Origin of the sequence: Corynebacterium lemuris (genome assembly GCF_024919295.1) — a bacterium.
GTDB classification, from domain to species: Bacteria; Actinomycetota; Actinomycetes; order Mycobacteriales; family Mycobacteriaceae; genus Corynebacterium; species Corynebacterium lemuris.
In genome coordinates this window covers 1-26,206 of record NZ_JANWTC010000005.1, presented here as the reverse complement: position 1 = coordinate 26,206, position 26,206 = coordinate 1, and the positions used below count along the sequence as shown (strand labels likewise).

The following is a 26,206-nucleotide window of genomic DNA, read 5'->3' as shown; positions in this document are numbered from 1 at the left end:
AGCAGGATCAGAGATTTTCGGCACCTGAAGGATTCCCCGCCACATGCGCATCATCATCCGTCCCACCGCAGACGAGGTCGCGGTAGCCGCGGCAGACATCGTTGTGCCTCATATCCGAAGAGGCGCCACGCTGGGTCTCGCCACCGGCTCCACCCCCGTGGCCACGTACCAGGAACTCATCCGGCGCCATAATGCCGGTGAGGTCAGCTTCGCTGACTGCCGGGCGTTTCTCCTCGACGAGTACATCGGTCTGGCCCCGGAGCACGAGCAGAGCTACCACCACACCATCCGCCATGAGTTCACCGCCCACATCGACATCGATGATGCCCTGGTCGCCAGCCCCGACGGCATGGCTGCCGACCCTCACGCCGCGGCCGACACCTATGAGCATGCGATCGTGAATGCCGGCGGCATCGGTGTCCAGCTCCTCGGTGTAGGCACCAACGGCCACATAGGTTTCAACGAGCCGGGTACCGCCCTGACAATGCCCACCCACGTGACCACCCTGCATCCGCAGACCATCGCCGACAACGCCCGCTTCTTCGACACCGCCGAAGACGTGCCGGTCCACGTCCTCACCCAGGGCCTGGGCACCATCCGCCGTGCCGGCCACCTGGTGCTGTTGGCCACCGGCCAGCACAAGGCCGCCGCCGTGGCCTGCCTGGCCGAGGGCCCGCTGACCACGATGTGCCCCGCCTCGGTGCTGCAGCTGCACAACAACGCCACCGTCATCATCGATGAGGCCGCCGCCAGCGGGCTGAAGAACCTGGAGTACTACCGCTTCGCTGAGGCCAACCCCCTGAAGGTCTGATGCGCTCCAGAAGGGCTCGTCTAGGATATGTAGGTGTGACTCTCCGTATCTTCGACACCGCCACCCGGTCGCTGCGTGACTTCGTCCCCGTCAGGGAAGGACACGCCTCGATCTACCTGTGTGGTGCCACCCCGCAGTCCCAGCCGCACATCGGTCACGTCCGTTCCGGCGTGGCCTTCGACATCCTGCGCCGGTGGCTGGTGGTGAAGGGGCTGGACGTCGCATTCGTCCGTAATGTCACCGACATCGACGACAAGATCCTCACCAAGGCCGCAGAGCACGGCCGTCCCTGGTGGGAGTGGGTGTCCACGCACGAGCGGGCCTTCACCTGGGCCTATGACCAGCTGAATGTGCTGCCGCCTTCCGTGGAACCCCGCGCCACCGGGCATGTCACCCAGATGATCACCTACATGCAGCGCCTCATGGACCGCGGCTTCGCCTACGAGGCCGCCGGCTCCGTCTACTTCGACGTCGCCGCCTGGGTGTCCACCGAAGATTCCGACTACGGTGCGCTCTCGGGCAACCGGGTGGAGGAGATGGAGCAGGGGGAGACCGACAACCAGGGCAAGCGTTCCCCGCAGGACTTCGCCCTGTGGAAGGCCGCCAAGCCTGGCGAGCCCTCCTGGCCCACCCCCTGGGGCGAGGGCCGCCCCGGCTGGCACCTGGAGTGCTCCGCCATGGCGACCTGGTACCTCGGCGACACCTTCGACATCCACGGCGGCGGTCTGGACCTGCAGTTCCCGCACCACGAGAACGAGATCGCCCAGGCGCATGCCGCGGGTGATGACTTCGCCAACTACTGGATGCACAACCACTGGGTCACCATGGCGGGTGAGAAGATGTCCAAATCGTTGGGCAACGTCCTCTCCGTCCCGCACCTGCTCGAACTCGTCCGCCCCGTCGAACTGCGCTACTACCTGGGCTCCGCGCACTACCGCAGCGTGCTGGAGTACTCTGAGGCTGCCCTGCAGGAGGCGGCCACCGCCTACCGGCGCATCGAGGACTTCCTCGGCCGCGTCGGCCCTGTCGAGGTGGGCACCTGGACCGAAGCCTTCGCCGAGGCCATGGACGATGACATCTCCGTACCCCGCGCTCTCGCCGAGATCCACAACGCTGTCCGCGCGGGCAACACCGCCCTCGCGGAAGGCCGCACGGACGACGCCGCCGGCATCGCCGCCGGGGTCCGTGCCATGACCGCAGTGCTCGGCGTCGATCCGCAGGATGAGCGCTGGGCCGGTGGAACGCAGACCAGCGACGCCCCCCTGCAGGCTCTCGACGTGCTCGTCGCCGCCGAACTCGAAAGACGCACCACCGCCCGGACCGAGAAGGACTGGGCCACCGCCGACGCCGTCCGCGATCGACTGATCGCCGCCGGCATCGACGTCACCGACACCCCCGACGGCCCCTCGTGGTCGCTGAAGAACTAGAAGGAAACATATGGCCAACCAGGGACGACCCGGGGCACGACGCACCAACAAGAAAGGCGCCCAGAAGGGCTCCGGCGGGCAGATCCGCCGCGGACTGAAGGGCAAGGGCCCCACCCCCAGGGCGGAGGACCGTGAATACCACGCCGCCCACAAGCGCAAGCGGACCGCCGAGCGCCGTGCCTCCGGCCGCCACGTGAAGGAGAACACCTTCGAGCTGGTCGTGGGCCGCAACCCCGTCATCGAGTGCCTCCACGCCAAGGTGCCCGCCACCACCCTCTACGTCGCCGAGGGCACGGGCGCCGATGACCGCCTCTCCGAAGCCGTCCAGCTGGCCACCAGCCGCGGCATCTCCATCACCGAGGTCCCACGCTTCGAGCTGGACAAGATGACCGGCAACGGCCTGCACCAGGGCATCGGCCTGCAGATTCCGCCGTTCAAGTACACCGACGTGCACACCCTGATCTCCAGTGTCGCCGACACCGGTGAGCCGGGCATGTTCGTCGTGCTGGACAACATCACCGACACCCGCAACCTCGGCGCCGTCATCCGTTCCGTCGCCGCCTTCGGTGGCCACGGCGTGGTCATCCCGGAGCGGCGTTCCGCCTCCGTGACCGGTGTGACCTGGCGGACCTCCGCCGGCACCGCCGCCCGTCTGCCCGTTGCGCGTGAGGTCAACCTCACCCGCACGCTGCAGGAATTCCAGCGCAACGGCTACCAGGTCGTCGGCCTCGACGCCGGCGGTGAACACACCCTCGACACCTACGACGGCGGCACCGACCCGGTGGTCATCGTCGTCGGTTCCGAGGGCAAGGGCATCTCGCGCCTGGTGCGGGAGAACTGCGACGTCATCATGTCCGTGCCCATGACCGACTGGGTCGAGTCACTCAACGCCTCCGTGGCCGCGGGTGTGGTGCTCTCCGAGTTCGCCCGCCAGCGTCGGGCTGCCGGGGGAGCAGCCGCAACCAAATAGGTCCTCTCCTGGAGGAGTTATCCGCCCGAGCTCATCCACGTGGGTGAGCCCGGGCGCTGCTGTCTGTCGGGGCGGGCCTGAAAATCTCGCCTGAATCGCTGACCGCCGCCGTGTTCCCCCTGCTCGGCGAAGGCGTGAGGTGAGGTTTTCAGGCGCCTGAATATCTGACCTGAAAATCTCACGCGCAGCCCGGTGCTGCGTACCGGCCCTGCCGGACCCGCCCCTCAGTCCCAGCCGAAGAAGCGGGCCAGCACCTCCGAGGCGATGACCGCATCCGTACCCGGACCGATGCTCCCGGGCAGCTGCTTCGGGGTGGGCACGACATGACCCATGCCCTCGATGCTCCACAGCTCAACCGTGGGTGCACCTTCGCGTGCCCAGCGGTCGACGGTCACACCCGCCGGGCCGGTGACCATCGTGTGGTCAGCCTCGCCCAGGCCGTTGGCGGTGGCGAAGTACCCCGCTGATTCCCACGCGGAGATGAGCACGCCCCGGGAGTGTGCCGGGTCGAGTCCGGCGATCCCGCCGTCGTAGGGCACGATGCGGTCGGCGGTCCCGTGCATCGCCAGGTAGGGCGTGGGCACACTGATCTCACGGAGACCGGGTACCCGGTTGTCGGCGGCGGGCATGGTGGCGGCGAAGGTGGCGGCGCCGGCGAGAAGGCCGGGGGCCTCGTGGAGCAGGCGCATGACCATCTGACCGCCGTTGGAATAGCCGCAGGCATGGACCCGCTGCCTGTCGACACCCCGGTGCTCCGCCAGCCAGTCCACGATTGCGCGGGTGAAACCGACGTCGTCGACGTTCAGCTCGCGGGTCTTCTCCCGCAGACGCAGGCGGGTGTCATTGAAATGCCGGTCGACGCCGTCGGGGTAGACCAGCACCGCGCCCACCCGGGCGGCCATGTCATCGAAGATGCGGCCGGTGAAGCTGCGGGCGACGTTGCCGTTCTGGAGGGAGCCGTGGAAATAGAGCAGCGCCGGTGGACTGGCGGGCAGCTGATCAGGCGTGACCACGACGAAACGCCGCTCACGTCCCTGATGCCGGATGATGACGCGTTCGGCGGTGTACGGCTCCCGGTTTCTCACGACGCACAGTCTAGTCGCACACCCCTGCTAGGTTGGGGGCATGGTCAAACGTGCCCGCAGCCGCGGGACTCTCGCCTCGCTAGCCGCTGAACTGGGGGTTTCGCGGACGACGGTGTCGAACGCCTACAACAACCCGGACCAGCTCTCGGCGCAGCTGCGCCAGCGGATCCTCGCAGCAGCACACGCCCGCGGATACCCGGGTCCCGACCCCATGGCCAGGTCCCTGCGTACGCGCCGGGTCGGTTCGATCGGGGTGCTGCTCACCGAGGACCTGACGTATGCCTTCGAGGATGCCGCCTCCGTGGATTTCCTGGCCGGCATGGCGGCGGCCACCCACGGTTCGGATTCCTCCCTGACGCTCATCCCTGCGGGCCCCTCGGAGACCGACGCCTCCGCCCTGGTGGGCCGTGCCGTGGTTGACGGGGTGGTCGTGTACTCGGTGGCGGAGGGGGACCCGCACCTCTCGGCTGCCTGCGCACGGCACCTGCCGTTGGTGGTCTGTGACCAGCCGACCGGCATCGACACCCTCCCCTTCGTGGGTATCGACGACCGCGCAGCCATCCGCCCCGCAGCCCGCGCCCTGGTCGAGGCCGGCCACCGGCGTATCGGCATCCTGGCGATCCGGCTGCAGCGCGAACACCAGGACGGCCCCGTCGACCGTGCCACCCTCCCGCAGGCTGCCCTGCACGTACAGCGTGACCGGGTGCTGGGCGCCCTGGATGAATTCGCCGCCGCCGGCATCGATCCGGCCCAGGTCCCGGTGATCACCCGCCACATCAACGATCACGCCAACTGTTTCTCCGCCGCGCGTGAGCTTCTGGAGACCCATCCGGACCTCACCGCCGTGCTGTGCACCACCGACTCCATGGCGCTCGGTGTGCTGGAGTACGCCCGCGATCACGGCATCTCCGTACCCGAGGAGCTCTCGGTGACCGGTTTCGACGGCATCCGCAACGCGCTGATCCTCGGCCTGACCACCGTCATCCAGCCGAACAAGGAGAAGGGTACCGCCGCGGGCCGGATGCTGCTCTCACTCATCGACGCCCACCTGGCCGACCAACCTCCCCCCGACCCGCCACCCCGCCAGATCCTGCCCACCACCTTCCACGCGGGTAGGACTGTCGCACCGCCGCGGGACTGATTCCCGGGTGGGTAGGGAGCGCCGGAGTAGCATGAGAGTCATATGCCGTAGCTCCATCACCTTCCCCCGTGACCAGCAAGGACAGAGATCATGCTCGATTTCGCCCGGCGTTCCTCCCTCATCCTCATTGTCTCCGGTGCGCTCGCCGTCATAGTCGGCGTCATCGCCGTTGCCTGGCCCGGCCTGACGGTGCTCACCCTCGTGCTCATCTGGGGGTGGTACGCGCTGGTCGACGGTGTCTTCGCTCTCGCCGCCGCCTTCCGCCCGGAGAACCGCAGCTCCCGGATATTCCTCGGGATCATCGGCGTGATCGGGGTGGTGGCCGGCCTCATGGCCGTCTTCCGGCCTCTGGACAGCGGGGTGGCTCTGGCCTGGATCCTCGGGATCTGGCTGCTCGCCCGCGGTGTCTCCGAGTTCGTCTCGGCCTTCTCCCAGAAGGGGCAGACCTCCCGCTGGCTGCTTGTGCTCGGCGGTGTCTGCTTCATCCTGGCGGGCATCATCTTCATCAACAACCCCGGCGGGGCGGCCCTCGCCCTGAGCAGATGGCTCGGGATCCTGGCGGTCCTGTGGGGTGTGTTCATCCTCGGCGCGGGCGTGGCCCGGCGCTGGATGGCCAAGGAGAAGGAGGAAGTTACCGTCTAAAGCCCGAAGCCGGGGTCCCGGCCGACGTAGGCCATCAGACGTACCCCGGCCGGTTCCGCCGGAGACACGGACACCGGCGGGCCGAACTGTCCTGTCTCGTGGAGGGCTTCGCCCAGGGATTCCAGCCCGGCGAGGTTGCGGGCGGCGTAGTCCTCGTCGAGACGCACATCGTTGCCCTGTGAGCGGGCCAGGTCCCAGGTGTGCATGAAGATGTCCGGCAGCAGGAAACCAGCGGTGGCCCGCGCCACGGTCCCGCCTTCGTCGGGGCCGGCGGTGAAGACGGCGTCGGCACGCTCCGGATCGGCCAGCAGCCCGCGGACCGCCTCGACGAAGGCGAACCAGGTGCCGGCGGGATCAGCCTGCAGGTCGTGGGTGAAACTCAGGTCGATGCCGGCATTGCGCAGATTCGCCGGATACCAGGTGACCAGGTGATTGACGATGTCCCGGGCCGACCAACCCGCACACGGGGTGGCAGCCGACCAGTCGTGCACGCGGTGGACCTCCGCGGAGAACCCTGCGGCGACGGCCTCGAAACGCTCGGCGACGGGGCGGGGGAGTCCGAGGTGGGTGGCGCGGGCGTCGGCAAGCGAGGTGAGCCACTCCGCCACCGCGGGAATGTCGGCGAGGCGCCCGGTGGCGGCGGTCTCCCCGTCGCCGACCTTGATGCCGACATCATCCGGGCGCAGCACCCGGAAACCGTCCTCATCGGTGGTGTCGTCGCCGATGAACACCGCCACATCCGGGTCCACACGTTCGATCTCCGCGGCCAGCCACGTGCCCTTCGTTGCGGTGCTGACGGAGAATTCCACGATGTTGTGCCCGCGGGTCACCCGAACTCCCGGTATCTCAATGGCCGCGGTCTCCTCGAGGAAACTGTCCGCCGCCGCCTGATCCGTGGCGGCCAGCTCCGCGACGTGCGCCACCCGCTGGAAGGGCTTGGCTTCGATGGAGGTACCCGGCTGTGCGGCGAAACCAGCCAGCGACTCCTCCACCTCCCGCAGCTTCGCGCGCATCCCATCCGTCAGCGCCACGGCGTGCTCCGCGGACTCGGAACCGTGCGAACCGGCCAGCACCACCGGGGCCTGCAGGGCACACACCTTCGCCAGGCCCGCCAGATGTCGTCCGGTCAGCAGCGCGACGTGGGTGGCCGGCATCCCGGCGAGCCGGGTGAGCGCAGCCAACGAATCCCGGTTGACGGGCACCGCGTAGATGTCGGTGGAGAAACCGGCCAGGGTGCCGTCGAAATCAGAGACGACGAGCAGACTCCCGGCCTCGGCCAGGCGGGTGATGGTGGGGCTCAGGTTCATGGGCCCACTCTAATTGATTGGTTTCTGGCTGATCTGCGGCGTTGTTGACGCGTCATGACGAAAAATACGTGGCCCCGCAAAAGTTGACGCCGAGTCGGGAAATGCATACGCATGTATTTTTATAAGCCCAGTTCAGGGCTTTGGTGGGAAAATGCGGCTGCCCGTCAATACGCGCACCTGTATTTTCCAACATGACACATCAGCAGGAACCGTCCGGAATCCCCGGCCTCAGACCGCAGCGAGCCCGATGGCGGGCCGGTCGACGGCATCCGTGCGCAGCGTCAGCACCAGGTCCCTATCGTCGTGGCGGACATCGAAGACCGCTCCGGGTTCGATGAGCTCGGTCAGTTGTTCATGCACCGCGGCAGACGGGCAGTCCGCCGCCGGTTCCTCCACCTCGAGGCGTTCGACGGTGAAGGTGTGGGCGCTCTCCACATCGGTGTCCTCACCCTCGCGGGTGAGGCTGACGGTGCCCTGCATCGGCGCGCAGCCGGTGTGCCCGGTCATGGAGTGCGCACCGAAGGCCAGCCGCGCCCGCCCGGCCGCCTCGGGGGGCAGGGTGGAGGGTTCACCGGGCACCGTCCAGATGTCGGTGACCAGCCAGGAGGTGCCCGTGACCTCGGCGGTGGGTTCCGTGGTACACGCGGACAGGGCCAGCACGACCGCGGTGGCACCCGTCAGCAGCAGGCGTTTCACCGGACCTCCTCCAGGGAGCTGAGGAAGGCTCCCGCCCACCTGTTGACGTCGTATTCGGCCACCTGACGGTGCATGGCCAGCATCTTCTCCTTCATCATGTCCGGATTCGTCGACAGTCCCTGCACCGCGGTGAGCAGTGCGCGTTTGATGGACTCCAGGTCGAAGGGGTTGCACAGGTTCGCCTCGTGGAGTTCCACCGCCGCACCGGCGAACTCGGAGAGCACCAGCGCCCCCGAGCCGTCACCGTGGCAGGCGACGTATTCCTTGGCCACCAGGTTCATGCCGTCCTTGAAGGGCGTGACCAGCATGACGTCGGCCGCCTCGTAGTAGGTGCGCAGCTCATTTTTCGGCAGCGACTGGTGCAGGTAGTGCACGACCGGCCGGCCCATGGAACCGAAGCGGCCGTTGATCCGGCCCACGGCCTCCTCCACCTGGGAACGGGCCACGCGGTACTGCTTGATGCGTTCCCGTGAGGGGGTGGCCACCTGCATGAGCACAGTGGTCGCCGGGTCGAGCGCTGCTGATTCCAGCAGCTCCTCGAAGGCGAGCAGACGCTGGAGGATGCCCTTGGTGTAGTCCAGGCGGTCGACACCGAGGATCACCGTCGCCGGGTCCCCCAGCTCCGCACGGAGCTTATCGACGCCCCCTCCCACCCCCTCGCCGAGCGAGTCCATGTCGATCGAGATGGGGAAGGCACCCACGGCGGTGCAGTGGCCGTCGTGGCCGGTGACGTGGGCGTCGATACACCTGGTCGCAGCAGTACCCGCCACCGTGAGGCCGTCGGTGACGGCGCACAGGTCGAGGAAGTTGCGGGCGTTGGACTCGAGGTGGAAGCCGATGAGGTCCGCGCCCAGCAGGCCGCGGATGATCTCCTCGCGCCATGGCAGCTGGCGGAACAGGTCCGGCCCGGGGAAGGGGATGTGCAGGAAGAAACCGATCCGCAGGTCGGGGCGCAACTGCCGCAGAATGCCCGGCACCAGCTGCAGCTGGTAGTCCTGCACCCAGACTGTGGCCCCCTCGGCGGCGACCTCGGCGACCTCCTGGGCGAAACGCAGGTTGACGTCGCGGTAGGTGGCCCACCACTGCCGGTGGTAGACCGGCGTGACAATCAGATCATGGTAGAGCGGCCACAATGAGGCGTTGGAGAACCCCTCGTAGAAACCCTCGAAATCCGCCCCGGTGAGACGCACGGGATGCAGGAGCACGCCCGCATCAGTCCGGAAGGGTTCGGGGGCCTCATCGGCGATGCCGGGCCATCCCACCCAACAGCCCTGCTGGCTGGCCAGGACAGGGGAGAGCGCGGCGACCAGCCCACCGGGGCTGGGAGACCATGTGCGGGTGCCGTCGGGGGCGGTGGCCAGATCAACCGGCAGGCGGTTGGCCACGACCACGAAGTTGTTGTCGCCGCTCATAACCTGGCGCTTAGGCCTTCTTTGCCGTCTTCTTGGCGGTGGTGGTCTTCTTCGTGGCCTTCTTGGCGGTGGTTTTCTTCGTCGTCTTCTTCGTGGTTTTCTTGGTCGTCTTCTTGGTGGTCTTCTTCGTGGCCTTGCGGGTGGACTTCGCCGTGGTCGGCGCAGTCTCCTCCAGCTCGTCGGCGACCTTCTTGTAGACCAGACCCTTCGGCTCCACACCCAGCATGCACATGAGGGTCACACCGTCCATGAAGTCCTGCGAGTATGTGGCGACGATGCGTCGGGCGGAGGCTGCGGTCTTCTCCTCCACAGCATGCAGAGCCTCGGGAGTAGGGCGGGTGTCAGTGACCTTCGGCGGCACGTATCCTCCTGTGAAAGTGGTGGTCAGGGCACAGTAGGCTGTCTATTCTACGCTACTGTCCCGGGTATCTGCGCAAGCGCCCACGGGAACGCGCGGAATCTGCCCGCCGGACCGCATTCTTCTGCCGGGCCATCTGCTGGAACGTGAAGGAACGGGCCGTGCGGAAATAGCGGTAGGGGTTCAGGCGCGGCGGGCGACGCAGTCGACGGGCCACCCACTCGCCCAACACCACGCCCGCCGCCAGCCCGCCGGCTGTGGACAGCGCCACGACGACGCTGGTGAAACCGATGAGTGTCTGCTCATGCATCATCGCGTACATGCCGCGGTAGACCGACAGGCCAGGCAGCAGCGGTGTGATGCCCGCGACAGCGGTGATCAGCGGTGGGATGAGGAAACGCCGGGCCAGTAGGCCACCGGCCAGGCCGATGACGACCGCGGCCATCGATGCACCGATGACCGGACCGACGCCGAGGGGGCCGAGCAGGAGGTAGTAGAAGGCCGAACCCGCCACCGCGGTCAGACCGGAGATGAACACCGAGGACCACTCCGCGTAACTGGCGACCGCGAAACCCGCCGCCGCCAGGCCACCGGAGATCACCCGCACCGTCGAGGATGCGAAACCTGTGGTGGGCATGGTCTCCAGGGGTGGCAGCGGCATCCCGATCAGGACGGAGACCTGGATGCCGATACCCACCCCCGCCACGATCGCCCCGGTGAACAGCAGCGCCTCGAAGAAGCGGGCCGAAGCCGTCACCGGGGCACCCGTGATCCCGTCCTGCAGCGACTGCACCAGCGTCAGGCCCGCCAGCAGGACGATGATGCCCGAGGCGATGATCTGCCCCGGCGGGATCCGCACACCGGCGTCGGCCGCGACCGTGTAGATCACGGCCGCCGGCAGGGTGGCGATGATCCCGCCGAGCATATTCTGGAAGAAATACGGCAGCCCGCGCCGGTCCAGCCAGGTGTTCAGGGTCATGATGAGCACCGCGGTGAGGAAGGCCGTGATGATCTCCAGGAGACCACCACCCAGCAGGCCCGCGACGGAACCACCCAGCACCCCCCAGCCCAGGATCGCCGTCCAGGTGCCGTAGGCGGCGGGTTTGACCGCCAGGGCGTCGAGAATCTTCTCCGCGACCTCCGGCGGGGTGGCACCGGCCTGGATCGACCGGATCAGCCGGTCCACCTCCGAGAGCCGGGAGAAGTCCGTGGTCATCCGCCGCACCACCCGGAACACGTTCACCGGCGTCTTGTGGGTGGTACCGATGGTGGTGAAGATCGTGATGGTGTTCATCGTGATGTCCACGTGGCAGTAGTGCAGGCCGTAGGCAGAGGTGACGGTGTGGATCTGCGCCCGGGTGTCCGAATTCGACGTACCGGAGGACAACAGGATGTCCCCGATCCGGGCAGCCAGGTCCATCACCGCCGCGACCTGCGCCTGATCCGTCAGATCGACAGGGGCGAGCGGGGACGGTGGCGGGGCGGCCTTCGCCGCGTCAATCGTGGCGATTCGCCCCGGCGCGCTCAGGCGCGTTCTGAGTCGGTCGAACAGGGAGGACACTGCCGCCACAATAGCGGGGTGGGCGGTTTCTGACACGGACGCCCCCTCGGGTACGATCCACTACAGGTGGGGATCACCGTTCCTGCCTGTGCTGGAGTGGCGCAATTGGTAGCGCAACGCACTTGTAATGCGTAGGTTGCGAGTTCAAGTCTCGTCTCCAGCTCTGTTTCTTTCTTCCATGGCACATCACTGTAGAGCCCTATCTCGAAGCCCTCGTTGAGGCAGCCCAGCAGGTGTTCGGCACAGAGTTCGTCGGGGCATATGCCGCCGGCTCCCTGGCCTTGGACGCCTTCCACCCCGGTCGCAGCGACATCGACATCGCCCTGCTCTGCCGCGATCAGCTGAGCGAGGCTGTGAAGCGGGAGTTGATCGCCCGAATGCGGCACAGCTGCCTGCCGTGTCCCGCCCGGGGACTGGAGCTGGTGGTCTACACCGTCGCTGCGGCGCAATCGGGGACCGCGGAACCGGGCTTCGAACTTGAGTTGAACGATGGTCCGGACATGGCCTTCCGGCAGAGCCTGCACCCGGGGGACCGTCCGGCGGCGGACGGGGCATTCTGGTACGGACTGGACCGCAGCATCCTGCATCAGAGTGGCCTGGTGCTGGCGGGGCCACCGGCCGCAGCGGTCTTCGCGGAGCTGTCACCGGATGAACTGCGGGGTCTGCTGGTCAATTCGCTGCACTGGTGGATGGCGCAGTCCGGCCATGCCGATGACGCGGTTCTGGGAGCCTGCCGGGCGCTGGTCCGGCATCGTCACGGAAGGTGGCTGTCCAAAGTCGACGCGGGCCGCCGGCTACCAGCCGGGCGGGGTGATCGAGCAGTCCATTGCTGCACGCTCCGGCAAGCTCCCGCCCACAGGCCGGCAGGCGCGGGCTTTCCAGGAAGGCGTTCTGGCGGAGATACTGACAGCCTGACCCCTGACGAACATCATCGCTAGGCTGAGCACCATGATCTATGAGGCCATCCTCTTCGACATCGACGGCACTCTCGTGGACTCCACCAGCTCAGTGGACTACGTGTTGCGGACCTGGGCGGCCGCGAACGATCTCGACGGTGACCACATCATGTCCATCAGCCATGGTCGACGCAGCCGCGACACCCTGGCGGAGCTCATCCCGGAGGAGCGTATCGACACCGCGCTCGCCGACATGCGCGTCCTCGAGCTGGAGACCATGCACACGGTGCGGGCGCTGCCCGCGACCGTCGAGATCCTCTCTGCACTGCCCCGCGACCGGTGGGCGGCGGTGACCTCGGGGGACCGGCCGCTGATGACCGCGCGCATGGAGGCCTGCGGATTGCCGGTCCCGGACGTGATGGTCACCTCCGAGGAGGTCTCCCGCGGCAAACCCGATCCGGAGGGGTACCTGCTGGCGGCCTCCCGTCTCGGGGTGGATCCGCGCGTCTGTCTGGTCATCGAGGATGCACCGGCCGGCCTACAGGCGGGACGTGCGGCCGGCGGCGGGGTCCTCGCCGTCGCCACCTCCCACGACCCGGCCGAGTTGGAAGGCTATGACCTGGTTCCCGACCTCAGCCATGTCACCGTCACCCCCGTCGACGGAGGCACCCGGGTCATCTTCTAGAGGGTGGTGGCACCGGGCTCGTGCTGTCGGCCAGCCGCGTGGTGCAGGGAGGCCCGGGTGGGCAGGGCTAAAATTTCTGGGTGGCCATCTCCGAATTCATCGCCCTGTTCGCTGTGTGGATCGCCGCGATCGTCTCCCCCGGACCTGATCTGGTGCAGATCATCCGGCTGGGTGTGAGATCGCGGGCCACCGGTGTCTGGACCGCGCTGGGCATCATGACGGGTAACACCCTGTGGATCACCGGATCCCTGCTCGGTCTGTCCGCCCTGATCAGCACCTATCCCGGGATCCTCGTGATCCTGCAGCTGCTCGGTGGGGCCTATCTGCTGTGGATGGGCGGCAACGCCACGCGGGGCGGGCTGGCGGCACGCAGACAGGCCGCCGTCCCCGTCACCCGGGAGATAGGCGCCGGGGCGGAGAGGGATACCGCCACCACGGTGCTGCAGGCCTGGTGGCAGGGGCTGACCACAAACCTGGCCAACCCCAAGGCCGTCCTCTTCTTCGGTGCCGTCTTCGCCCAGTTCGTCCGGCCCGACATGGGGACCGGGTGGGCACTGGCCATCGCCGTGATACTCATCATCACGGGTGTGGCGTGGTTCGTGGGATTCGCACTCGGGGTGCGCCTGCTGGCGGTGAATCTGGTGCGCAACGCCTCCGTCATCGACATCGTCTCCGGCGTGGTATTCATCGCCCTGGCCCTGTTCATGCTCTGCGAGGGCATCATGGGCGTGGGGGAGTGGCTGGCGTGACCTGGCTGATCCTCCGGACCAGGACCTCAAGGAGGGCGGGGAGCACCACATTCGGGGGCCAGTAGGGCCAGGTCAGCGCAGGCACCAGACTCAACATGAAGGCCTGTGCCCAGCGGAGCGCACCGGTCACCCGACGACCGCGGAGCAGATGCCAGGCCACCGCCGCCTGGAAACCGACGACACCACCAATCACCGCCGGGGCAGCGGGCAGCAGTACCCGCAGCACGCGGCGGTAGGGCGGCAACCACGAGTCGTCGGCGAAACTGGCCAGCACCTGCCGGGACCTCGGGAGGGTGACGGTGAGATTGAACAGCGAGGCGGCGGCAAAACCGAGCCCCACGGCTTTCAGGGTGATCTGATGTGCTGGAACTGACGTCGGGGGCTTCCTCGGCAGACGGGATGAAGAAAGTGCTGCCCCCATTGTGCCCCGCACGCCACCGGGTGAAGGTCACGGAATGATCCGTCGGAGTATCCGTCCCACTGTCCGTAGAATGGGCCACTGCAACTTTCCCCCACGCTAGGAGAACAGCACATGGCCAACATCAGGGTCGCAATTGTCGGATACGGCAACCTCGGCAAGTCCGTGGAGAAGCTCATCGGCCAGCAGCCGGACATGGAGCTCGCGGGCATCTTCTCGCGCCGGGACACCCTGGACACCCTCGAACCGGCCACCCCGGTGCTGCCGGTCGCCGATTTCGCAGAGCACACCGATCTTTTCGACGTCGCCGTGCTCTGCCTCGGCTCCGCCACGGACATCCCGTCGCAGGCCCCGGAGTTCATCCGCCACGCCAACACCGTCGACACCTACGACAACCACCGTGATGTCCCGCGCCACCGCGGGGAGATGGACCGCATCGCGAAGGAGAACGGCACCGTCGCCGTCGTGTCCACCGGCTGGGACCCGGGCATGTTCTCCCTCAACCGCACCATCGGTCAGGCGCTTCTGCCGGGTGGCAGCCAGCACACCTTCTGGGGTCCGGGCCTGTCCCAGGGTCATTCCGATGCGGTGCGCCGCGTCGAGGGCGTGCACAAGGCCGTGCAGTACACCATCCCCTCCCCGGAGGCACTGGAGGCCGCGCGCAAGGGTGAGGCCGACCACCTGAGCGGCAAGCAGACCCACCTGCGACGTTGCTTCGTGGTCTGCGATGATGCCGACCGCGAGCGCATCGAGAACGAGATCCGCACCATGCCCGACTACTTCGTCGGTTACGAGGTCGAGGTCAACTTCATCGATGAGGCCACCTTCGACGCCGAGCACACCGGCATGCCCCACGGCGGCCACGTCATCACCGCCGGCGATACCGGCGGGTTCACCCAGACCATCGGCTACACCCTCGAGCTGGAGCGCAACCCCGATTTCACCGGCGCGGTGGCCCTGGCCTACGCCCGGGCGGCGCACCGTCTGCAGCAGGCCGGCCAGTCCGGTGCCTACACCGTGCTCGAGGTAGCGCCCTACCTGATCTCGCCGACCCCGCTCGACGAGCTCATCGCCCGCGACGTGTAGCAACCGGGGCTGGCCAACGTTCAGCGGGTGAGCATACCCGCGGCGTAGGCGGCCTGGCCGACATGCTGGGCGGCGTCGTCGATGATGGAGACCAACCGGACCCCGCGGGTGACGGCCGGGTCCCAGTTGTGGTCGATGACCTCCGAGAGGTCAGCTTCGCTGAGGCCGGCGACGTAGTCGCTCAACGCTTCCAGGGTGGCCCCGAGATAGTCGGTGAGCACCTGCTGGTCATTGATGATGACCGCCCCGGCCTCCTCCGCGTCGTGGCCGTAGCCGAGGGTGTCGCCCACCTCGCCCAGGCCGAATCTGTCCCGGAAGTCCGACCAGAGTTCGGGGCGGCCGCTGAGGTGGGAGAGCTGGACATCGACCTCGCGGCCGCTGTGCCACAGCAGCCAGGCGATGGAATTGGGGTGATCCCCGGGGTGGGCGTTGAGTTGGGCGGGGGTCAGGGACGGCAGTTGCTCGGCCGCGGCTATGGGGCGGGCGGCCATGTCCTGGATCAGTTCGGTGACGTTCATGGCTCCACTGTGCTCATTTCCGGGGCGCGGCGGGTACGCGTGTGCGGGTCGCGGACCCTGACCAGCAGCGCAGCGCCCACGGCCAGGACGGTGACGATGCCGAGGATGCCGTAGCGGTCGTCCCCGCCGCCGAGGAAGACGAAGGCGGCGAAGGCCACCGGTGCGAGCCAGGAAACCGCCCGCCCCGTCGTGGCGTAGAGTCCGAACATCTGGCCCTCCCGGTGCGCCGGCGCCACGCGGGAGAGGAAGGAGCGGGCGGCGGACTGCGCGGGGCCGACGAAGGTGCACAGGAGGAGTCCGAAGATCCAGAAGCCCTGCGGGCCCTCCACGAACAACAGGATCACGCCGACGGCGATCATGATCCCCAAGGAGCCGAGGATGACGGGCTTCGGGCCGAGACGGTCGTCGAGCCAGCCGCCGACCAGGGCGCCGAGGGCGGCGGTGACGTTGGCGGCCACACCGAAGAGCAGGACATCGCCGGCGGAGAGACCGTAGACGCTCACCGCCAGGATCGCACCGAAGGTGAACACGCCGGCCAGCCCGTCGCGGAAGACGGCGGAGGAGAGGAGGAAGAACACGGCGTTGCGGTCCTCGCGCCACAGGCTCCTCAGGTCCCGGAACAGTCGGCGGTAGGACTCGCGGAAGGAATCGGCCTGCTCCCCGGAAGGGCGGATCTCCGGCACGCGGAAGAGCACCGGCAGGGCGGAGACGGCGAACCACACGGCAGCGAAGACTGCGACCAGCCGGATGTTCAGCCCGTCCTCGGTCGGCAGGTTGAGCAGCCCGCGGGTCTCGCCCTCTCCGGCGACGAAACCGAAGTAGCAGGCCAGCAGCAGGACGATGCCGCCGAGATAACCCATGCCCCAGCCGAAGCCGGAGACCCGGCCCACGGTCTCGGGCGTGGAGATCTGCGTGATCTGCGCGAAGTAGTTGACCTCGGCGATCTCGAAGGTGACGGAGGCGACGGCCATGATGAGCACGCCGAGCCAGAAGTAGAAGGCGGCGTCGTCACGCACGAGAAAGAGCGCGGCCATCAGCACCACGGTGAGGAACGTCCACACCCCGAGGGAGCGCCGTCTCGTGCCGCGCAGATCGGAGCGTTGCCCCATGACCGGGGTCAGCGCGGCGATGAGGACCCCGGCCAGGCCGATGGCGAAGCCGTAGTACTGGGCCGGGGTGAAGGGGCCGGAGATGTTCTGGCCGACGGAGTCGGTGAGGTACACCGCGAAGATGAAGGTGACCAGCACGGCGTTGAAGGCGGCTGATCCCCAGTCCCAGAGTCCCCAGGCGAGGACGGTGCGGCGGTCGGTCATGGGTGCTGAGTCTATGTGGGGATCTGCTCCAGCGCAGCCGCAATGAGCCGCTTCCGGTCCGCCGCCTGCAATGGCTCGTGGTGGACGTGGTCGTGTGCCCACAGCCCGTAGGCGATGAGCTGGACGAGGTAGGCGTCGGAGGAATCGGGCTCCGGCATCCACCGCTTATCGACGCCCGCCCACACCTCCTTGTACTCGGGCTCATTGCGGGCGTCGAGGACCATGAGCAGCTCCGGCAGTTCGGCGGTCCGGCCCATGGAGATGACCACCGCGCGCAGTCGCTGGGCCTGGCTGAGTTCGGCGGCCCGGGCACCGGCGATGCGTTCGAGTTCGACCTCCCACGCCTGGGCGAGGTGCCGGTGGATGCCCAGCATGAGTTCGTGGCGGCTGGGGAAGTGGTAGATGATGCCGGATTTGGACAGGCCTGCCGCTTCGGCGAGGGCCTCGAAGCTCACCGCCTCGAGCCCGTCTGCGGCGATGAGGGCCACGGCGGCGTCGATGATGTGTTCACGTCTACTCCGGCGCATGGGCACCTTTCGGGTTGCCGCGGAAACACCAGGCGGTGATCAGGGCGAAGATGCCCGCGATCACGGCGAGGGCCGCGAGGAGGTTGAGGTAGGCGGCGTCATAGGCGGCGGCGTCAAGATCCGTGATCACCATGCCGACCCCGGCCCCGCGGGCGTAGAGCAGCGGGAGCAGGCTGCCGAGGACCGCCACGGAGAGCAGCGTGCCGAATTCATAGGAGACCGATTCCACACCCGCGGCCATCCCGGCGCGGCGCACGGGGGCGGAGCCGATGATCGCCGTCGAGGACACCGACATGATCGCACCTGCCCCGGCACCGACCAGGGCGAGTGCTCCGATGAACAGCACCAGCCGGTCCTGGCTGCCGGCCCAGGCACCCAGGCCGACGCCGAGGGCCATCGCCGCGAAACCGCCGGGGATGAGCGGGACGAAACCCACCCGGTGCAGGCTGGCCCCGCCGAGCAGGGAGAAGGGGAAGGCGGCGATGGTCACCGCGACGACGATGAGGCCGGCCTCCAGCGGGCTGTAACCGGCGACCAGCTGGAAACGCTGGGTGGTCAGCAGCTCCAGGCCAGCCACGGCGAACATCGCACCGGCCGCGGCGAGCACACCGCCGGTGAAGATGCGGGAGCGGAAGATGTCGAAGGTGAGCAGCGGGTCGTCGAGACGGCGCTGGCGGCGGACGAAGAGCACCGCGCCGCCGACGGCGAGCAGGCCGGCGACCGCCGGCAGCCAGCTGTTGCGCTCCGGGTTGGCCAGTTCCTTGATGGCGGTGACCAGCGAGGCCAGCGTGACCAGGGCCTGCAGCGAGCTGAGTACGTCCCAGCGGCGGGTCGGGTTGGGCATGTTCGGCGGCGCCACGGCTACGGTGGCCACCAGCGCGGCGATCACGATGGGCACATTGATGAGGAAGACCGAACCCCACCAGAAGTGCTCGAGGAGCAGACCGCCGATGACCGGGCCGAGGGCGGCACCGATGACCGCGACCGAACCCCACACACCGATGGCGGTGTTGCGTTCGCGTTCGTCGGTGAAGGTGATGCGGATCAGCGCCAGGGTGGCGGGCATCATCGTCGCGGCACCCAGGCCGAGGAAGGCGCGGGCGGCGACGAGAAACCAGGCGCCGGGGGCGAAGGCTGCCGCGAGGGAGGCCAGCCCGAAGATGGCCAGGCCGATGAGGAACATCAGGCGGTGACCGATCCGGTCACCGAGGGAGCCTGTGCCCAGCAGCAGGCCGGCCAGCACGAGGGGATAGGCGTTGATGACCCACAGCGCCTGGGTTTCGCTGGTGCCCAGCTGCTGGCGCAGCTCCGGCAGCGCGGTGTAGAGGATGGAGTTGTCCACCCCGATCATGAGCAGACCGAGGGAAATGACCAGCAGGAATGCCCATCGCTGGGCTGGCGTGGAGTCCACGTTGTCGAGATGTCTCACACCAGGAAACTGTACCGACCGTTCATTACAGTTACAACGTATGCGCGTAGCGTTGTGTGCATGGCACGCAACTACGCAGAACAACTGATCGCCACGCTGGAGAATCAGGGCGTGGAACGCATCTACGGAGTCGTCGGGGACAGTCTCAATCCCATCGTCGACGCGATCCGCAGTTCCAGTATCGAGTGGATCCATGTCCGCAACGAGGAGGCCGCCGCCTTCGCCGCAGGTGCGGAATCCCTCATGACCGGGAAGCTCGCCGTCTGCGCGGGCTCCTGCGGCCCCGGCAACACCCACCTCATCCAGGGGCTCTACGACGCCCACCGCAACGGCGCGCAGGTTCTCGCCCTGGCCTCCCACCTGCCCAGCCTGCAGATCGGCAGCTCCTACTTCCAGGAGACCCACCCCGAGATGCTCTTCCGGGAGTGCTCCGGCTACTGCGAGATGGTCAACTCCCCGGACCAGGGAGCCCGCCTGCTCCACCACGCCATCCAGTCCACCGCCGCCGGCCGTGGTGTGTCGGTGCTGGTCATCCCCGGTGACATCAGCGAGGACGAGGCGGGCGACGACCTGTTCCTCGGCTCCACCATCGCCACCGGCCGACCGGTCGTCTACCCCGACGCCGCGGAGGCGGCCGGCCTGGTCACCGCGATCAACGACGCCGAGACCGTCACCCTCTTCTGTGGCGCCGGCGTGGCCGATGCCCGCGAGCAGGTCCTCGCCCTGGCGGAGAAGCTCAAATCCCCCGTGGGCCACGCCTTCGGCGGCAAGATGCACATCCAGTACGACAACCCCTTCGATGTCGGCATGTCCGGACTCCTCGGTTACGGTGCCTGCCATGACGCCATGCACGAGGCCGACCTGCTCATCCTCCTGGGCACCGACTTCCCCTACAGCGAGTATCTGCCGCGGGAGAATGTCGCGCAGGTGGACATCGAGGCCGCCCACATCGGCCGGCGTACCACCGTCCGCCACCCCGTTGTCGGCGACGTGGGTGCGGTCATCGAGAACATCCTCCCGCATATCGAGGAGAAAACCGACCGCTCCTTCCTGGACCAGCAGCTGCGCCGCCATGCCGACCTGCTGGACAGCGTCGTCGACGCCTACGCCGACAAGGCGGAGAGCAGGAAACCCATCCACCCCGAGTACCTCGCAGCGCTGATCGATGAACTGGCCGACGAGGACGCCGTCTTCACCATCGACACCGGCATGTGCAACGTCTGGGCCGCCCGCTACCTCACCCCCAACGGCCGCCGCGCCGAGCTCGGTTCCTTCCGGCACGGCACCATGGCCAACGCCCTGCCGCACGCCATCGGCGCGCAGATGGCCGACCGCGACCGCCAGGTGGTCACCTTCGCCGGCGACGGTGGCCTGTCCATGCTGCTCGGCGAGCTGCTCACCGTGAAACTGCATGACCTGCCCATCAAGATGGTCGTGTTCAACAACTCCTCCCTCGGCATGGTCAAGCTCGAGATGCTGGTGGCCGGCATGCCGGACCACGGTACCGACCATGAGCACGTCAACTTCGCCGCCATCGCCGAGGCCATGGGCATCCGCTCGGTCCGCATCGAGGACCCGAAGAAGCTGCGCAAGGGGCTGAAGGAGGCCTTCGCCCACCCCGGCCCGGTGCTCATCGACGTGGTCACCGATCCCAACGCCCTGTCCATCCCTCCGGAGATCACCTGGGACATGCTGGTGGGTTTCTCCAGGGCCGCGACCCGCACCGTCTTCGGCGGCGGTGTCGGCCGCATGGTTGACCTGGCACGGGCCAACATCCGCAACATCGGGGCCGCCGGGGCGGTGTAGGGGAGGGCCCCATGAGTGCGGTGATCTGCCCGGTGACGGTGGGGTGCTGAGTGAGATGGTGGCGTCTCCGGCAGGCGCCACAGCTTCTGCACCTGCGGTCAAGCTTTGTTCCGCGTGGTGAACGGGTGGCTATTGCTACAGGGTGACTCTGGCTTCAGCATGGCACGGGGGCCTCCCCTCCTGTATCACGGATATCTGCCGCTGACCTTCCAACCACATTGCGACCTGCGTTCGGGAAGAAAAGCCGAGCTTGGCCAGGATCCTCTCAACGTGCCCATCCACAGTACGGCGGGAAAGGACCAGCTCCTGGGCGATCTGCCGGTTAGTCAACCCCCGGGCGACGAATTCCGCGACTTCCACCTCACGCGTGGTCAACGGGTTTTCCTCGGTATGGATCACCTTTCCTGCGGCTGCAGAGGTGGAATCCAGCGCCACGTCAAAGGCTTCAGAGACCGTGAGCGAATCTGACAGCTCCGGCATCTGTCCAGCCGACAACTTCAGTGCCTCCCGGCAGGTATCCACGGTGTCATGGGTGACCTTCGCGATATGGGGACCGAAAGCAAGCAGAGACGTACCCATATTGCGCCAGACAGAATCAGCGGCCTCCGCCAGCTTCCATCCTCTCCCGTACTCCCCGGTGGACACTGCAGTCCAGCACAACACCTCAATACTCATGGCGGTGCAGATGAGGTCATGGAAATCCTTCTGGATCTCCAACGCCGTCAAAGCGGCTTCCTTGGCGCCTGCGTAGTCACTCAGATGCCAGTGGCATACGCCTGTGATCCACCATATGAATGACAGGTTCCACCGCTCCTCATATTTCTCCGCCAGCTCCCGGGCCTTCCGGGCAACCTCCAGACCTGTCTCAGCCTCCCCGTTGAATGCCAGAGCCATGACCAACTGGAACATGGCCAGCAACTGATCAGCCACACGGCCCTCTGCTTCGTGGGAGGCTATGGCAGTGCGGTAGAACGCGATGGAAGTGGGGAGGTCCCCGGTGAAGAGGTGGTGGAGGGCCTTCCAGTGCTGGTAGTGCCCCTTCATCACGGTGTCACCCAGGTTCTCGGCGATGCGGTGGGCCACTTCGAGGTGCTTTGCAGCTGCATCATGGTCACCCTGTATGAGACATACCCAACTGATGGCCCAGGAAGCCGTTCCCCGTTCCTGCTGGGACAGTTCCCCCTGCCGGAGAATCCGTTCCATAGTTTGTCGACCATCACTCAGATATTTTCCGGACACCCAGTGATAACGCAGCTTTGATCCCATATGTGCTGCTGCATCATGTTCTCCCGGGGCACTGAGCGACCAGTCCATGGACACCATCAAGTTCGGACGTTCCCTCCGGGTGGCCGCCAGAGCTTCCGCCTGACCGGGACCACACCATGCCTCCGCGCGGGTGATCACTCGATTCAGGTACACATCCCGGTGCCGTGACCGTAGCCGGGTGAGTTCCTCCTCATCTGTGGGCAGTTGTGTCCCGTATTCCCGGATCGTCATCAGCATGCGGTAGTTGACCTCATCGGAGTCATGCTCGGCCAGCAGGATTGATTTGCTGACAAGCTGATCGAGAAGATCAAAGATCTCTTCAGGGGAGAGCTCGCCGAAGCCACAGACCTCTTCAGCCGCTTCCAGATCAAAAGCGCCCGGAAAAATTGACAGCCTACGCCACAGGAGCTGTTCCGCCGGCGTGCACAGTTCGAAGCTCCAGCTGATCAGGGCCTGGAGTGTCTGTTGCCGGGGCAGTGATGTGCGATCACCGCGGGTGAGGAGCTGGAAACGCCGGTCCAACCTCTGGAGCAACTGCCTGGGGGATAACGTCCGCAGCCGAGTGGCCGCCAGTTCAATGGCCAGGGGAATTCCGTCCAGTTGAATACAGAGCTGTGCGATGGCATCGCGGTTGCTGTCGGTGATCATGAAGTCAGGTATGACCTGACGGGCGCGATCCACGAGCATTGCAACCGATTCGAATTGCTCTATGTCCCGGACAGCGGTGGTGTCTCCGTCGTTGAGCGGTGGAGTGGACAACGGAGGGACCACACAGATCTGTTCGCCGGCAATACCGAGGGGCTCACGGCTGGTGGTCAGGACCCGGACCTTCGGCGCTGTCGCCAGGATCGTGACCACCAGTTCAGCTGCGGCCTCAAGAACGTGCTCACAGTTATCCAGAACTAGCAGGAGTTCTTTATCGGCGAGATAACTGGAAACCCGTTCTGATGCCATGCGATTGGACTGGTCAGGGATCTGCAGTGCATCAGCGACGATCGATGCCACCCGGTCACCGCTCTGCAGACTGTCCAGCCTGGCCAACCAGACACCGTCGGTGAAGGCCGGCGCCGTACGTTCAGCCAATTCTGTGGCAAGACGGGTCTTACCCACCCCGCCAGGTCCGATCATGGTGACCAGCCGGGATCCCACAAGTTGGTTCCGCGCCTCGACAAGCTTTTGTTCGCGGCCCACGAAACTGGTGACAGCCGCCTGGCGGCGTAACGGGCCCTGTGGCAGCGTGCCGGTCCTCATGGTCATCGTGGTAACTCCTTGTTTTCTGAACGAGTTCTTGATCTGGGTACCCAGAAAGCCGGGATCTGACTGAAGCCAATCTGAACTGGGCACACCGTCTGGATCACCCTCACTCAAGAGGAAATTCCCTGTTTGCCCGGGTATACCCGTTACACCCTGCCAGGGGGTCAGTAGCAGAAACAGGTAATCAGATTGGGCATTTTTACTCGTGTTCTGACTCTCAGTGATCGTTAAATTGTAACTTACGACACGGAAAGGGATGGAGGGAAGACACCTTCCTGACATGCCTCTGGTCTACTCCCCGGCCGCTGCACCGTTCCGCCGGAACGCCCCTGCCGCTGGGGAATCATCACAACCAACCACACATCCCCGACGTCCTGGAAGACAGTTTGGAGACTAGTGTTGAGTACTAAATCATCCCTCTCAGCAGTGGAAACTGCTGAATCGACCTCAGTCATTGATCCCCGGGAGTTGCGCAACGCGTTCGGTAAATTCGCGACCGGTGTCACCGTGGTGACGTGCCGGACCCCTGACGGGACCCCGCACGGCGCCACCGTCAATGCCTTTACCGCGGTGTCCCTGGACCCCCCACTGGTCCAGGTGACCCTCATCCGTGGCAACAAGGCTTCCCAGTACCTGGAGGACGCCCCCTTCGCCATCAACATCATGGCGGCAGAGCAGCTGGACATCTGCCTCAACTTCGCTGGAAAACCCATGAAGGAACCACCACGGTGGCGCTCAGATGACGGCATCCCCGTCCTGGAGGGCAATGCCGCGACTCTGGAGTGCAAACCTTGGCGCATCTATGACGGCGGTGACCACATCATCGTCATCGGTGAGGTCATCGCCATGGAGATCAATGACGCCGATCCATTGTTGTTCGTCTCCGGTAAGTTCCGCGAACTCGGTGGCTACTGCGACGGCAACCCGTGGGAGGCGTCCGGCGACGCGCTCGCTTTCGGCTGGTTCGAGGGATCCACCTCGTTCAAGTCCTTCTGACCGATCCACCCCCGGCACAACAACACCTTTTACCTCATCGAAGGAGAAGACCATCATGACCACCTCTACCGCCCAGAGTGACATGTCCGTCCGCACCACCCCGGCCAACCCGAAGTTGCCGATGACCGGGGATGAGTACATCGAATCCCTGCGCGACGGCCGCGAGATCTACCTGCACGGCGAGCGCGTCAAGGATGTCACCACCCACCCTGCCTTCCGTAACTCGGTGCGGATGGTGGCCCGGATGTACGACGGATTCCATGACCCCGCGACCGCTGATCTCCTGCTCACGGACACGGACACCGGTTCGGGTGGCAAGACCCACCCGTTCTTCAAGGTGCCCCGTTCCGTGGAAGATCTGCAGAAGTCGCGTACCGCCATCGAGACCTGGGCCCGGATGAGCTACGGCTGGTTCGGCCGTTCCCCGGACTACAAGGCGGCGTTTTTGGGCACCCTGGGTGCCATGCCGGAGTTCTACTCCCCGTACCAGGAGAATGCGCAGCGCTGGTACAAGGAGTCCCAGGAGAAGGTCCTCTACTGGAACCACGCGATCATCAACCCGCCGGTTGACCGGCACCTGCCGCCGGACCAGGTCAAGGACGTGTTCATGAAGGTGGAGAAGGAGACCGACAACGGCGTCATCGTCTCTGGCGCGAAGGTGGTGGCCACGGGTTCGGCGATCACGAACTTCAACTTCATCTCCCACTACGGACTGCCCATCAAGAAGCCCGAGTACGCGCTGATCTGCACCGTGCCGATGGACGCCCCCGGCATCAAGCTGATATCCCGGACCTCCTACGCGCAGAACGCCGCTGTCACCGGTACCCCCTTCGACTACCCGCTGTCCTCGCGGATGGACGAGAACGATGCGGTGTTCATCTTCGACAAGGTGCTCGTGCCCTGGGAGAACATCTTCGCCTACGGTGATCCGGACCAGATCAACGGTTTCATGCCGCAGACCGGTTTCATCCAGCGTTTCACCTACCAGGGGTGTATCCGCCTGGCGGTGAAGCTCGACTTCATCGCGGGTCTGCTGCTCAAGGCCCTGGAGATCGCCGGCACCCAGGATTTCCGTGGCGTGCAGGCCCGGGCCGGTGAGGTGATCGGGTGGCGCAACATGTTCTGGGCCCTGGCTGATGCCATGATGCTCAACCCGGATCAGGGGCCGAACGGTTCGCTGTTGCCGAAGATGGATTACGGCCTGGCGTACCGAATGTTCATGGCACAGGGCTACCCGCGGATCAAGGAGATCATCGAGCAGGATGTGGCTTCCGGTCTGATCTACCTGCCGTCGGGTGCGCTTGATTTCAAGAACGCTGAGATCCGTCCCTACCTGGATAAGTATGTCCGTGGTTCCAACGGTATCGAGGCGGTGGACCGGGTGAAGCTGATGAAGCTGCTGTGGGACGCGATCGGTTCGGAGTTCGGAGGCCGCCATGAGCTCTATGAGCGCAACTACTCGGGCAACCACGAGAACGTGAAGATCGAGATGCTCATGAATGCCATGAACAACGGCACCACCGCCACGATGAACGGCATGGTCGAGGACTGCATGGCTGAGTATGACCTGGATGGTTGGACCGTTCCTGACCTGTTCAGCGGTGAGGACGTCAACATGTACCTCAGCCGTAACCGCCACTGAGCCCACACCGCAGGAGACTGCACCGGCCGGTGACCTGGAGTGTTCCGGGTGGCTGGTCCGGCGGCTGTCCCGGTTCCTTCCCCTGACCTAATCCCCTAAGGAGACAATCATCATGACGCAGGCTGATATGAACCCCACCGCCCATGATTCCGGTAACAAGGCCACTGAAAAGTTCAAGGGCGAGTCCATCAAGTCGGACACCTCCAAGGAG

The 26,206-nt window shown here is 66.2% G+C and carries 24 protein-coding genes, 1 tRNA gene and 1 pseudogene; 13 read left to right on the top strand and 13 right to left on the bottom strand.

Annotated elements, in window-relative coordinates; translation table 11 throughout:
* Nucleotides 1-43: 43 nt before the first annotated feature.
* From nagB to rlmB, 3 genes are read left to right on the top strand one after another with little or no spacing between them, the layout of a single operon-like run.
* The gene (nagB, locus tag NYP18_RS08130) at nt 44-811 is read left to right on the top strand and encodes a glucosamine-6-phosphate deaminase (RefSeq protein ID WP_259427687.1); all 768 of its coding nucleotides are present in this window, start codon (nt 44-46) and stop codon (nt 809-811) included.
* A 35-nt stretch (nt 812-846) separates the two neighbouring features.
* Nucleotides 847-2,238 carry a cysteine--tRNA ligase gene (gene cysS, locus NYP18_RS08125; RefSeq protein WP_259427686.1) on the top strand — a complete coding sequence of 464 codons (1,392 nt, stop codon included), beginning with the start codon at nt 847-849 and terminating at the stop codon, nt 2,236-2,238.
* Nucleotides 2,239-2,248: 10 nt separating this feature from the next.
* Nucleotides 2,249-3,208 (top strand): 23S rRNA (guanosine(2251)-2'-O)-methyltransferase RlmB, encoded by a 960-nt coding sequence (gene rlmB / locus NYP18_RS08120; RefSeq protein WP_259427684.1) that lies wholly within the window; start codon nt 2,249-2,251, stop codon nt 3,206-3,208.
* Between the two features lie 224 nt (nt 3,209-3,432).
* Here the strand turns inward: rlmB and NYP18_RS08115 are convergent, their stop codons facing one another.
* The gene (locus NYP18_RS08115; RefSeq protein ID WP_259427683.1) at nt 3,433-4,293 is read right to left on the bottom strand and encodes a CE1 family esterase; all 861 of its coding nucleotides are present in this window, start codon (nt 4,291-4,293) and stop codon (nt 3,433-3,435) included.
* 40 nt (nt 4,294-4,333) lie between these two features.
* Here NYP18_RS08115 and NYP18_RS08110 point away from each other — a divergent pair, with 40 nt between their 5' ends.
* Complete coding sequence (locus NYP18_RS08110) at nt 4,334-5,434, top strand: LacI family DNA-binding transcriptional regulator (protein WP_259427681.1); 1,101 nt, start codon at nt 4,334-4,336, stop codon at nt 5,432-5,434.
* A gap of 90 nt (nt 5,435-5,524) precedes the next feature.
* Entirely contained in the window at nt 5,525-6,076 is a 552-nt protein-coding gene (locus NYP18_RS08105) for an HdeD family acid-resistance protein (protein WP_259427680.1), read from the top strand.
* On the opposite strand, the gene NYP18_RS08100 is transcribed toward NYP18_RS08105, so the two are convergent.
* The 6 genes and pseudogenes from NYP18_RS08100 to thrE all read right to left on the bottom strand — a co-directional run bounded on the left by NYP18_RS08100 (nt 6,073) and on the right by thrE (nt 11,410).
* Complete coding sequence (locus NYP18_RS08100) at nt 6,073-6,567, bottom strand: TIGR03086 family metal-binding protein (protein ID WP_259427830.1); 495 nt, start codon at nt 6,565-6,567, stop codon at nt 6,073-6,075. The two genes, NYP18_RS08105 and NYP18_RS08100, sit on opposite strands and share 4 nt — an antisense overlap.
* A 78-nt stretch (nt 6,568-6,645) precedes the next feature.
* A pseudogene (gene otsB / locus NYP18_RS08095) lies at nt 6,646-7,383 on the bottom strand (trehalose-phosphatase); the annotation flags it as partial.
* 228 nt (nt 7,384-7,611) lie between these two features.
* Complete coding sequence (locus NYP18_RS08090; protein WP_259427679.1) at nt 7,612-8,079, bottom strand: hypothetical protein; 468 nt, start codon at nt 8,077-8,079, stop codon at nt 7,612-7,614.
* Complete coding sequence (locus tag NYP18_RS08085; RefSeq protein WP_259427678.1) at nt 8,076-9,491, bottom strand: alpha,alpha-trehalose-phosphate synthase (UDP-forming); 1,416 nt, start codon at nt 9,489-9,491, stop codon at nt 8,076-8,078. Before NYP18_RS08085 ends, NYP18_RS08090 begins: the two co-directional genes overlap by 4 nt.
* Before the next feature lie 10 nt (nt 9,492-9,501).
* Complete coding sequence (locus tag NYP18_RS08080) at nt 9,502-9,852, bottom strand: hypothetical protein (RefSeq protein WP_259427677.1); 351 nt, start codon at nt 9,850-9,852, stop codon at nt 9,502-9,504.
* A 52-nt stretch (nt 9,853-9,904) separates the two neighbouring features.
* Nucleotides 9,905-11,410: a threonine/serine exporter ThrE gene (gene thrE, locus NYP18_RS08075; protein ID WP_259427676.1), complete on the bottom strand. Its 1,506-nt coding sequence runs from the start codon at nt 11,408-11,410 to the stop codon at nt 9,905-9,907.
* Between the two features lie 90 nt (nt 11,411-11,500).
* Between thrE and NYP18_RS08070 the strand changes: the two genes are divergently transcribed.
* From NYP18_RS08070 to NYP18_RS08055, 4 genes are all read left to right on the top strand, one after another.
* Nucleotides 11,501-11,573 (top strand) — tRNA-Thr (locus NYP18_RS08070).
* Nucleotides 11,574-11,643: 70 nt separating this feature from the next.
* Entirely contained in the window at nt 11,644-12,348 is a 705-nt protein-coding gene (locus tag NYP18_RS08065) for a nucleotidyltransferase family protein (protein WP_259427674.1), read from the top strand.
* A gap of 10 nt (nt 12,349-12,358) precedes the next feature.
* Nucleotides 12,359-12,991 (top strand): HAD-IA family hydrolase, encoded by a 633-nt coding sequence (locus NYP18_RS08060; protein ID WP_259427673.1) that lies wholly within the window; start codon nt 12,359-12,361, stop codon nt 12,989-12,991.
* An 80-nt stretch (nt 12,992-13,071) separates the two neighbouring features.
* On the top strand, nt 13,072-13,740 hold the full coding sequence (locus tag NYP18_RS08055; protein WP_259427672.1) for a LysE family translocator: 669 nt from the start codon (nt 13,072-13,074) through the stop codon (nt 13,738-13,740).
* Here the strand turns inward: NYP18_RS08055 and NYP18_RS08050 are convergent.
* A complete protein-coding gene (locus NYP18_RS08050) occupies nt 13,712-14,080 on the bottom strand; it encodes a hypothetical protein (protein ID WP_259427671.1) in 369 nt (122 codons plus the stop codon). The two genes, NYP18_RS08055 and NYP18_RS08050, sit on opposite strands and share 29 nt — an antisense overlap.
* A gap of 192 nt (nt 14,081-14,272) precedes the next feature.
* Between NYP18_RS08050 and NYP18_RS08045 the strand changes: the two genes are divergently transcribed.
* Nucleotides 14,273-15,244 carry a diaminopimelate dehydrogenase gene (locus tag NYP18_RS08045; RefSeq protein ID WP_259427670.1) on the top strand — a complete coding sequence of 324 codons (972 nt, stop codon included), beginning with the start codon at nt 14,273-14,275 and terminating at the stop codon, nt 15,242-15,244.
* A gap of 20 nt (nt 15,245-15,264) precedes the next feature.
* Here the strand turns inward: NYP18_RS08045 and NYP18_RS08040 are convergent, their stop codons facing one another.
* From NYP18_RS08040 to NYP18_RS08025, 4 genes are read right to left on the bottom strand one after another with little or no spacing between them, the layout of a single operon-like run.
* Complete coding sequence (locus NYP18_RS08040; RefSeq protein WP_259427669.1) at nt 15,265-15,762, bottom strand: mycothiol transferase; 498 nt, start codon at nt 15,760-15,762, stop codon at nt 15,265-15,267.
* Nucleotides 15,759-17,075 (bottom strand): MFS transporter, encoded by a 1,317-nt coding sequence (locus tag NYP18_RS08035; protein ID WP_259427668.1) that lies wholly within the window; start codon nt 17,073-17,075, stop codon nt 15,759-15,761. The genes NYP18_RS08040 and NYP18_RS08035 overlap by 4 nt, the downstream gene beginning before the upstream one ends.
* A gap of 11 nt (nt 17,076-17,086) precedes the next feature.
* Nucleotides 17,087-17,602, bottom strand: coding sequence for a TetR/AcrR family transcriptional regulator (locus NYP18_RS08030; RefSeq protein WP_259427667.1), 516 nt, complete (start codon nt 17,600-17,602; stop codon nt 17,087-17,089).
* A complete protein-coding gene (locus NYP18_RS08025; RefSeq protein ID WP_259427666.1) occupies nt 17,589-19,031 on the bottom strand; it encodes an MFS transporter in 1,443 nt (480 codons plus the stop codon). Before NYP18_RS08025 ends, NYP18_RS08030 begins: the two co-directional genes overlap by 14 nt.
* Before the next feature lie 60 nt (nt 19,032-19,091).
* Here NYP18_RS08025 and NYP18_RS08020 point away from each other — a divergent pair, with 60 nt between their 5' ends.
* Nucleotides 19,092-20,837 carry a pyruvate dehydrogenase gene (locus tag NYP18_RS08020; RefSeq protein ID WP_259427665.1) on the top strand — a complete coding sequence of 582 codons (1,746 nt, stop codon included), beginning with the start codon at nt 19,092-19,094 and terminating at the stop codon, nt 20,835-20,837.
* A gap of 135 nt (nt 20,838-20,972) precedes the next feature.
* On the opposite strand, the gene NYP18_RS08015 is transcribed toward NYP18_RS08020, so the two are convergent.
* Nucleotides 20,973-23,471: an ATP-binding protein gene (locus tag NYP18_RS08015; protein WP_259427664.1), complete on the bottom strand. Its 2,499-nt coding sequence runs from the start codon at nt 23,469-23,471 to the stop codon at nt 20,973-20,975.
* Nucleotides 23,472-23,810: 339 nt separating this feature from the next.
* Between NYP18_RS08015 and NYP18_RS08010 the strand changes: the two genes are divergently transcribed.
* Nucleotides 23,811-24,353 (top strand): flavin reductase family protein, encoded by a 543-nt coding sequence (locus NYP18_RS08010; protein ID WP_439648075.1) that lies wholly within the window; start codon nt 23,811-23,813, stop codon nt 24,351-24,353.
* A 55-nt stretch (nt 24,354-24,408) separates the two neighbouring features.
* A complete protein-coding gene (locus NYP18_RS08005; protein ID WP_439648073.1) occupies nt 24,409-25,995 on the top strand; it encodes a 4-hydroxyphenylacetate 3-hydroxylase family protein in 1,587 nt (528 codons plus the stop codon).
* Nucleotides 25,996-26,206: the final 211 nt, after the last annotated feature.

Excerpts from the sequence above, each read along its gene's own strand:
- NYP18_RS08045 (WP_259427670.1), top strand. The coding sequence starts at position 14,273 with ATGGCCAACATCAGGGTCGCAATTGTCGGATACGGCAACCTCGGCAAG.
- NYP18_RS08040 (WP_259427669.1), bottom strand. The coding sequence starts at position 15,762 with ATGAACGTCACCGAACTGATCCAGGACATGGCCGCCCGCCCCATAGCC.
- NYP18_RS08110 (WP_259427681.1), top strand. The coding sequence starts at position 4,334 with ATGGTCAAACGTGCCCGCAGCCGCGGGACTCTCGCCTCGCTAGCCGCT.
- NYP18_RS08030 (WP_259427667.1), bottom strand. The coding sequence starts at position 17,602 with ATGCGCCGGAGTAGACGTGAACACATCATCGACGCCGCCGTGGCCCTC.
- NYP18_RS08020 (WP_259427665.1), top strand. The coding sequence starts at position 19,092 with ATGGCACGCAACTACGCAGAACAACTGATCGCCACGCTGGAGAATCAG.
- NYP18_RS08085 (WP_259427678.1), bottom strand. The coding sequence starts at position 9,491 with ATGAGCGGCGACAACAACTTCGTGGTCGTGGCCAACCGCCTGCCGGTT.
- NYP18_RS08105 (WP_259427680.1), top strand. The coding sequence starts at position 5,525 with ATGCTCGATTTCGCCCGGCGTTCCTCCCTCATCCTCATTGTCTCCGGT.
- NYP18_RS08060 (WP_259427673.1), top strand. The coding sequence starts at position 12,359 with ATGATCTATGAGGCCATCCTCTTCGACATCGACGGCACTCTCGTGGAC.
- NYP18_RS08005 (WP_439648073.1), top strand. The coding sequence starts at position 24,409 with ATGACCACCTCTACCGCCCAGAGTGACATGTCCGTCCGCACCACCCCG.
- NYP18_RS08035 (WP_259427668.1), bottom strand. The coding sequence starts at position 17,075 with ATGACCGACCGCCGCACCGTCCTCGCCTGGGGACTCTGGGACTGGGGA.
- rlmB (WP_259427684.1), top strand. The coding sequence starts at position 2,249 with ATGGCCAACCAGGGACGACCCGGGGCACGACGCACCAACAAGAAAGGC.
- nagB (WP_259427687.1), top strand. The coding sequence starts at position 44 with ATGCGCATCATCATCCGTCCCACCGCAGACGAGGTCGCGGTAGCCGCG.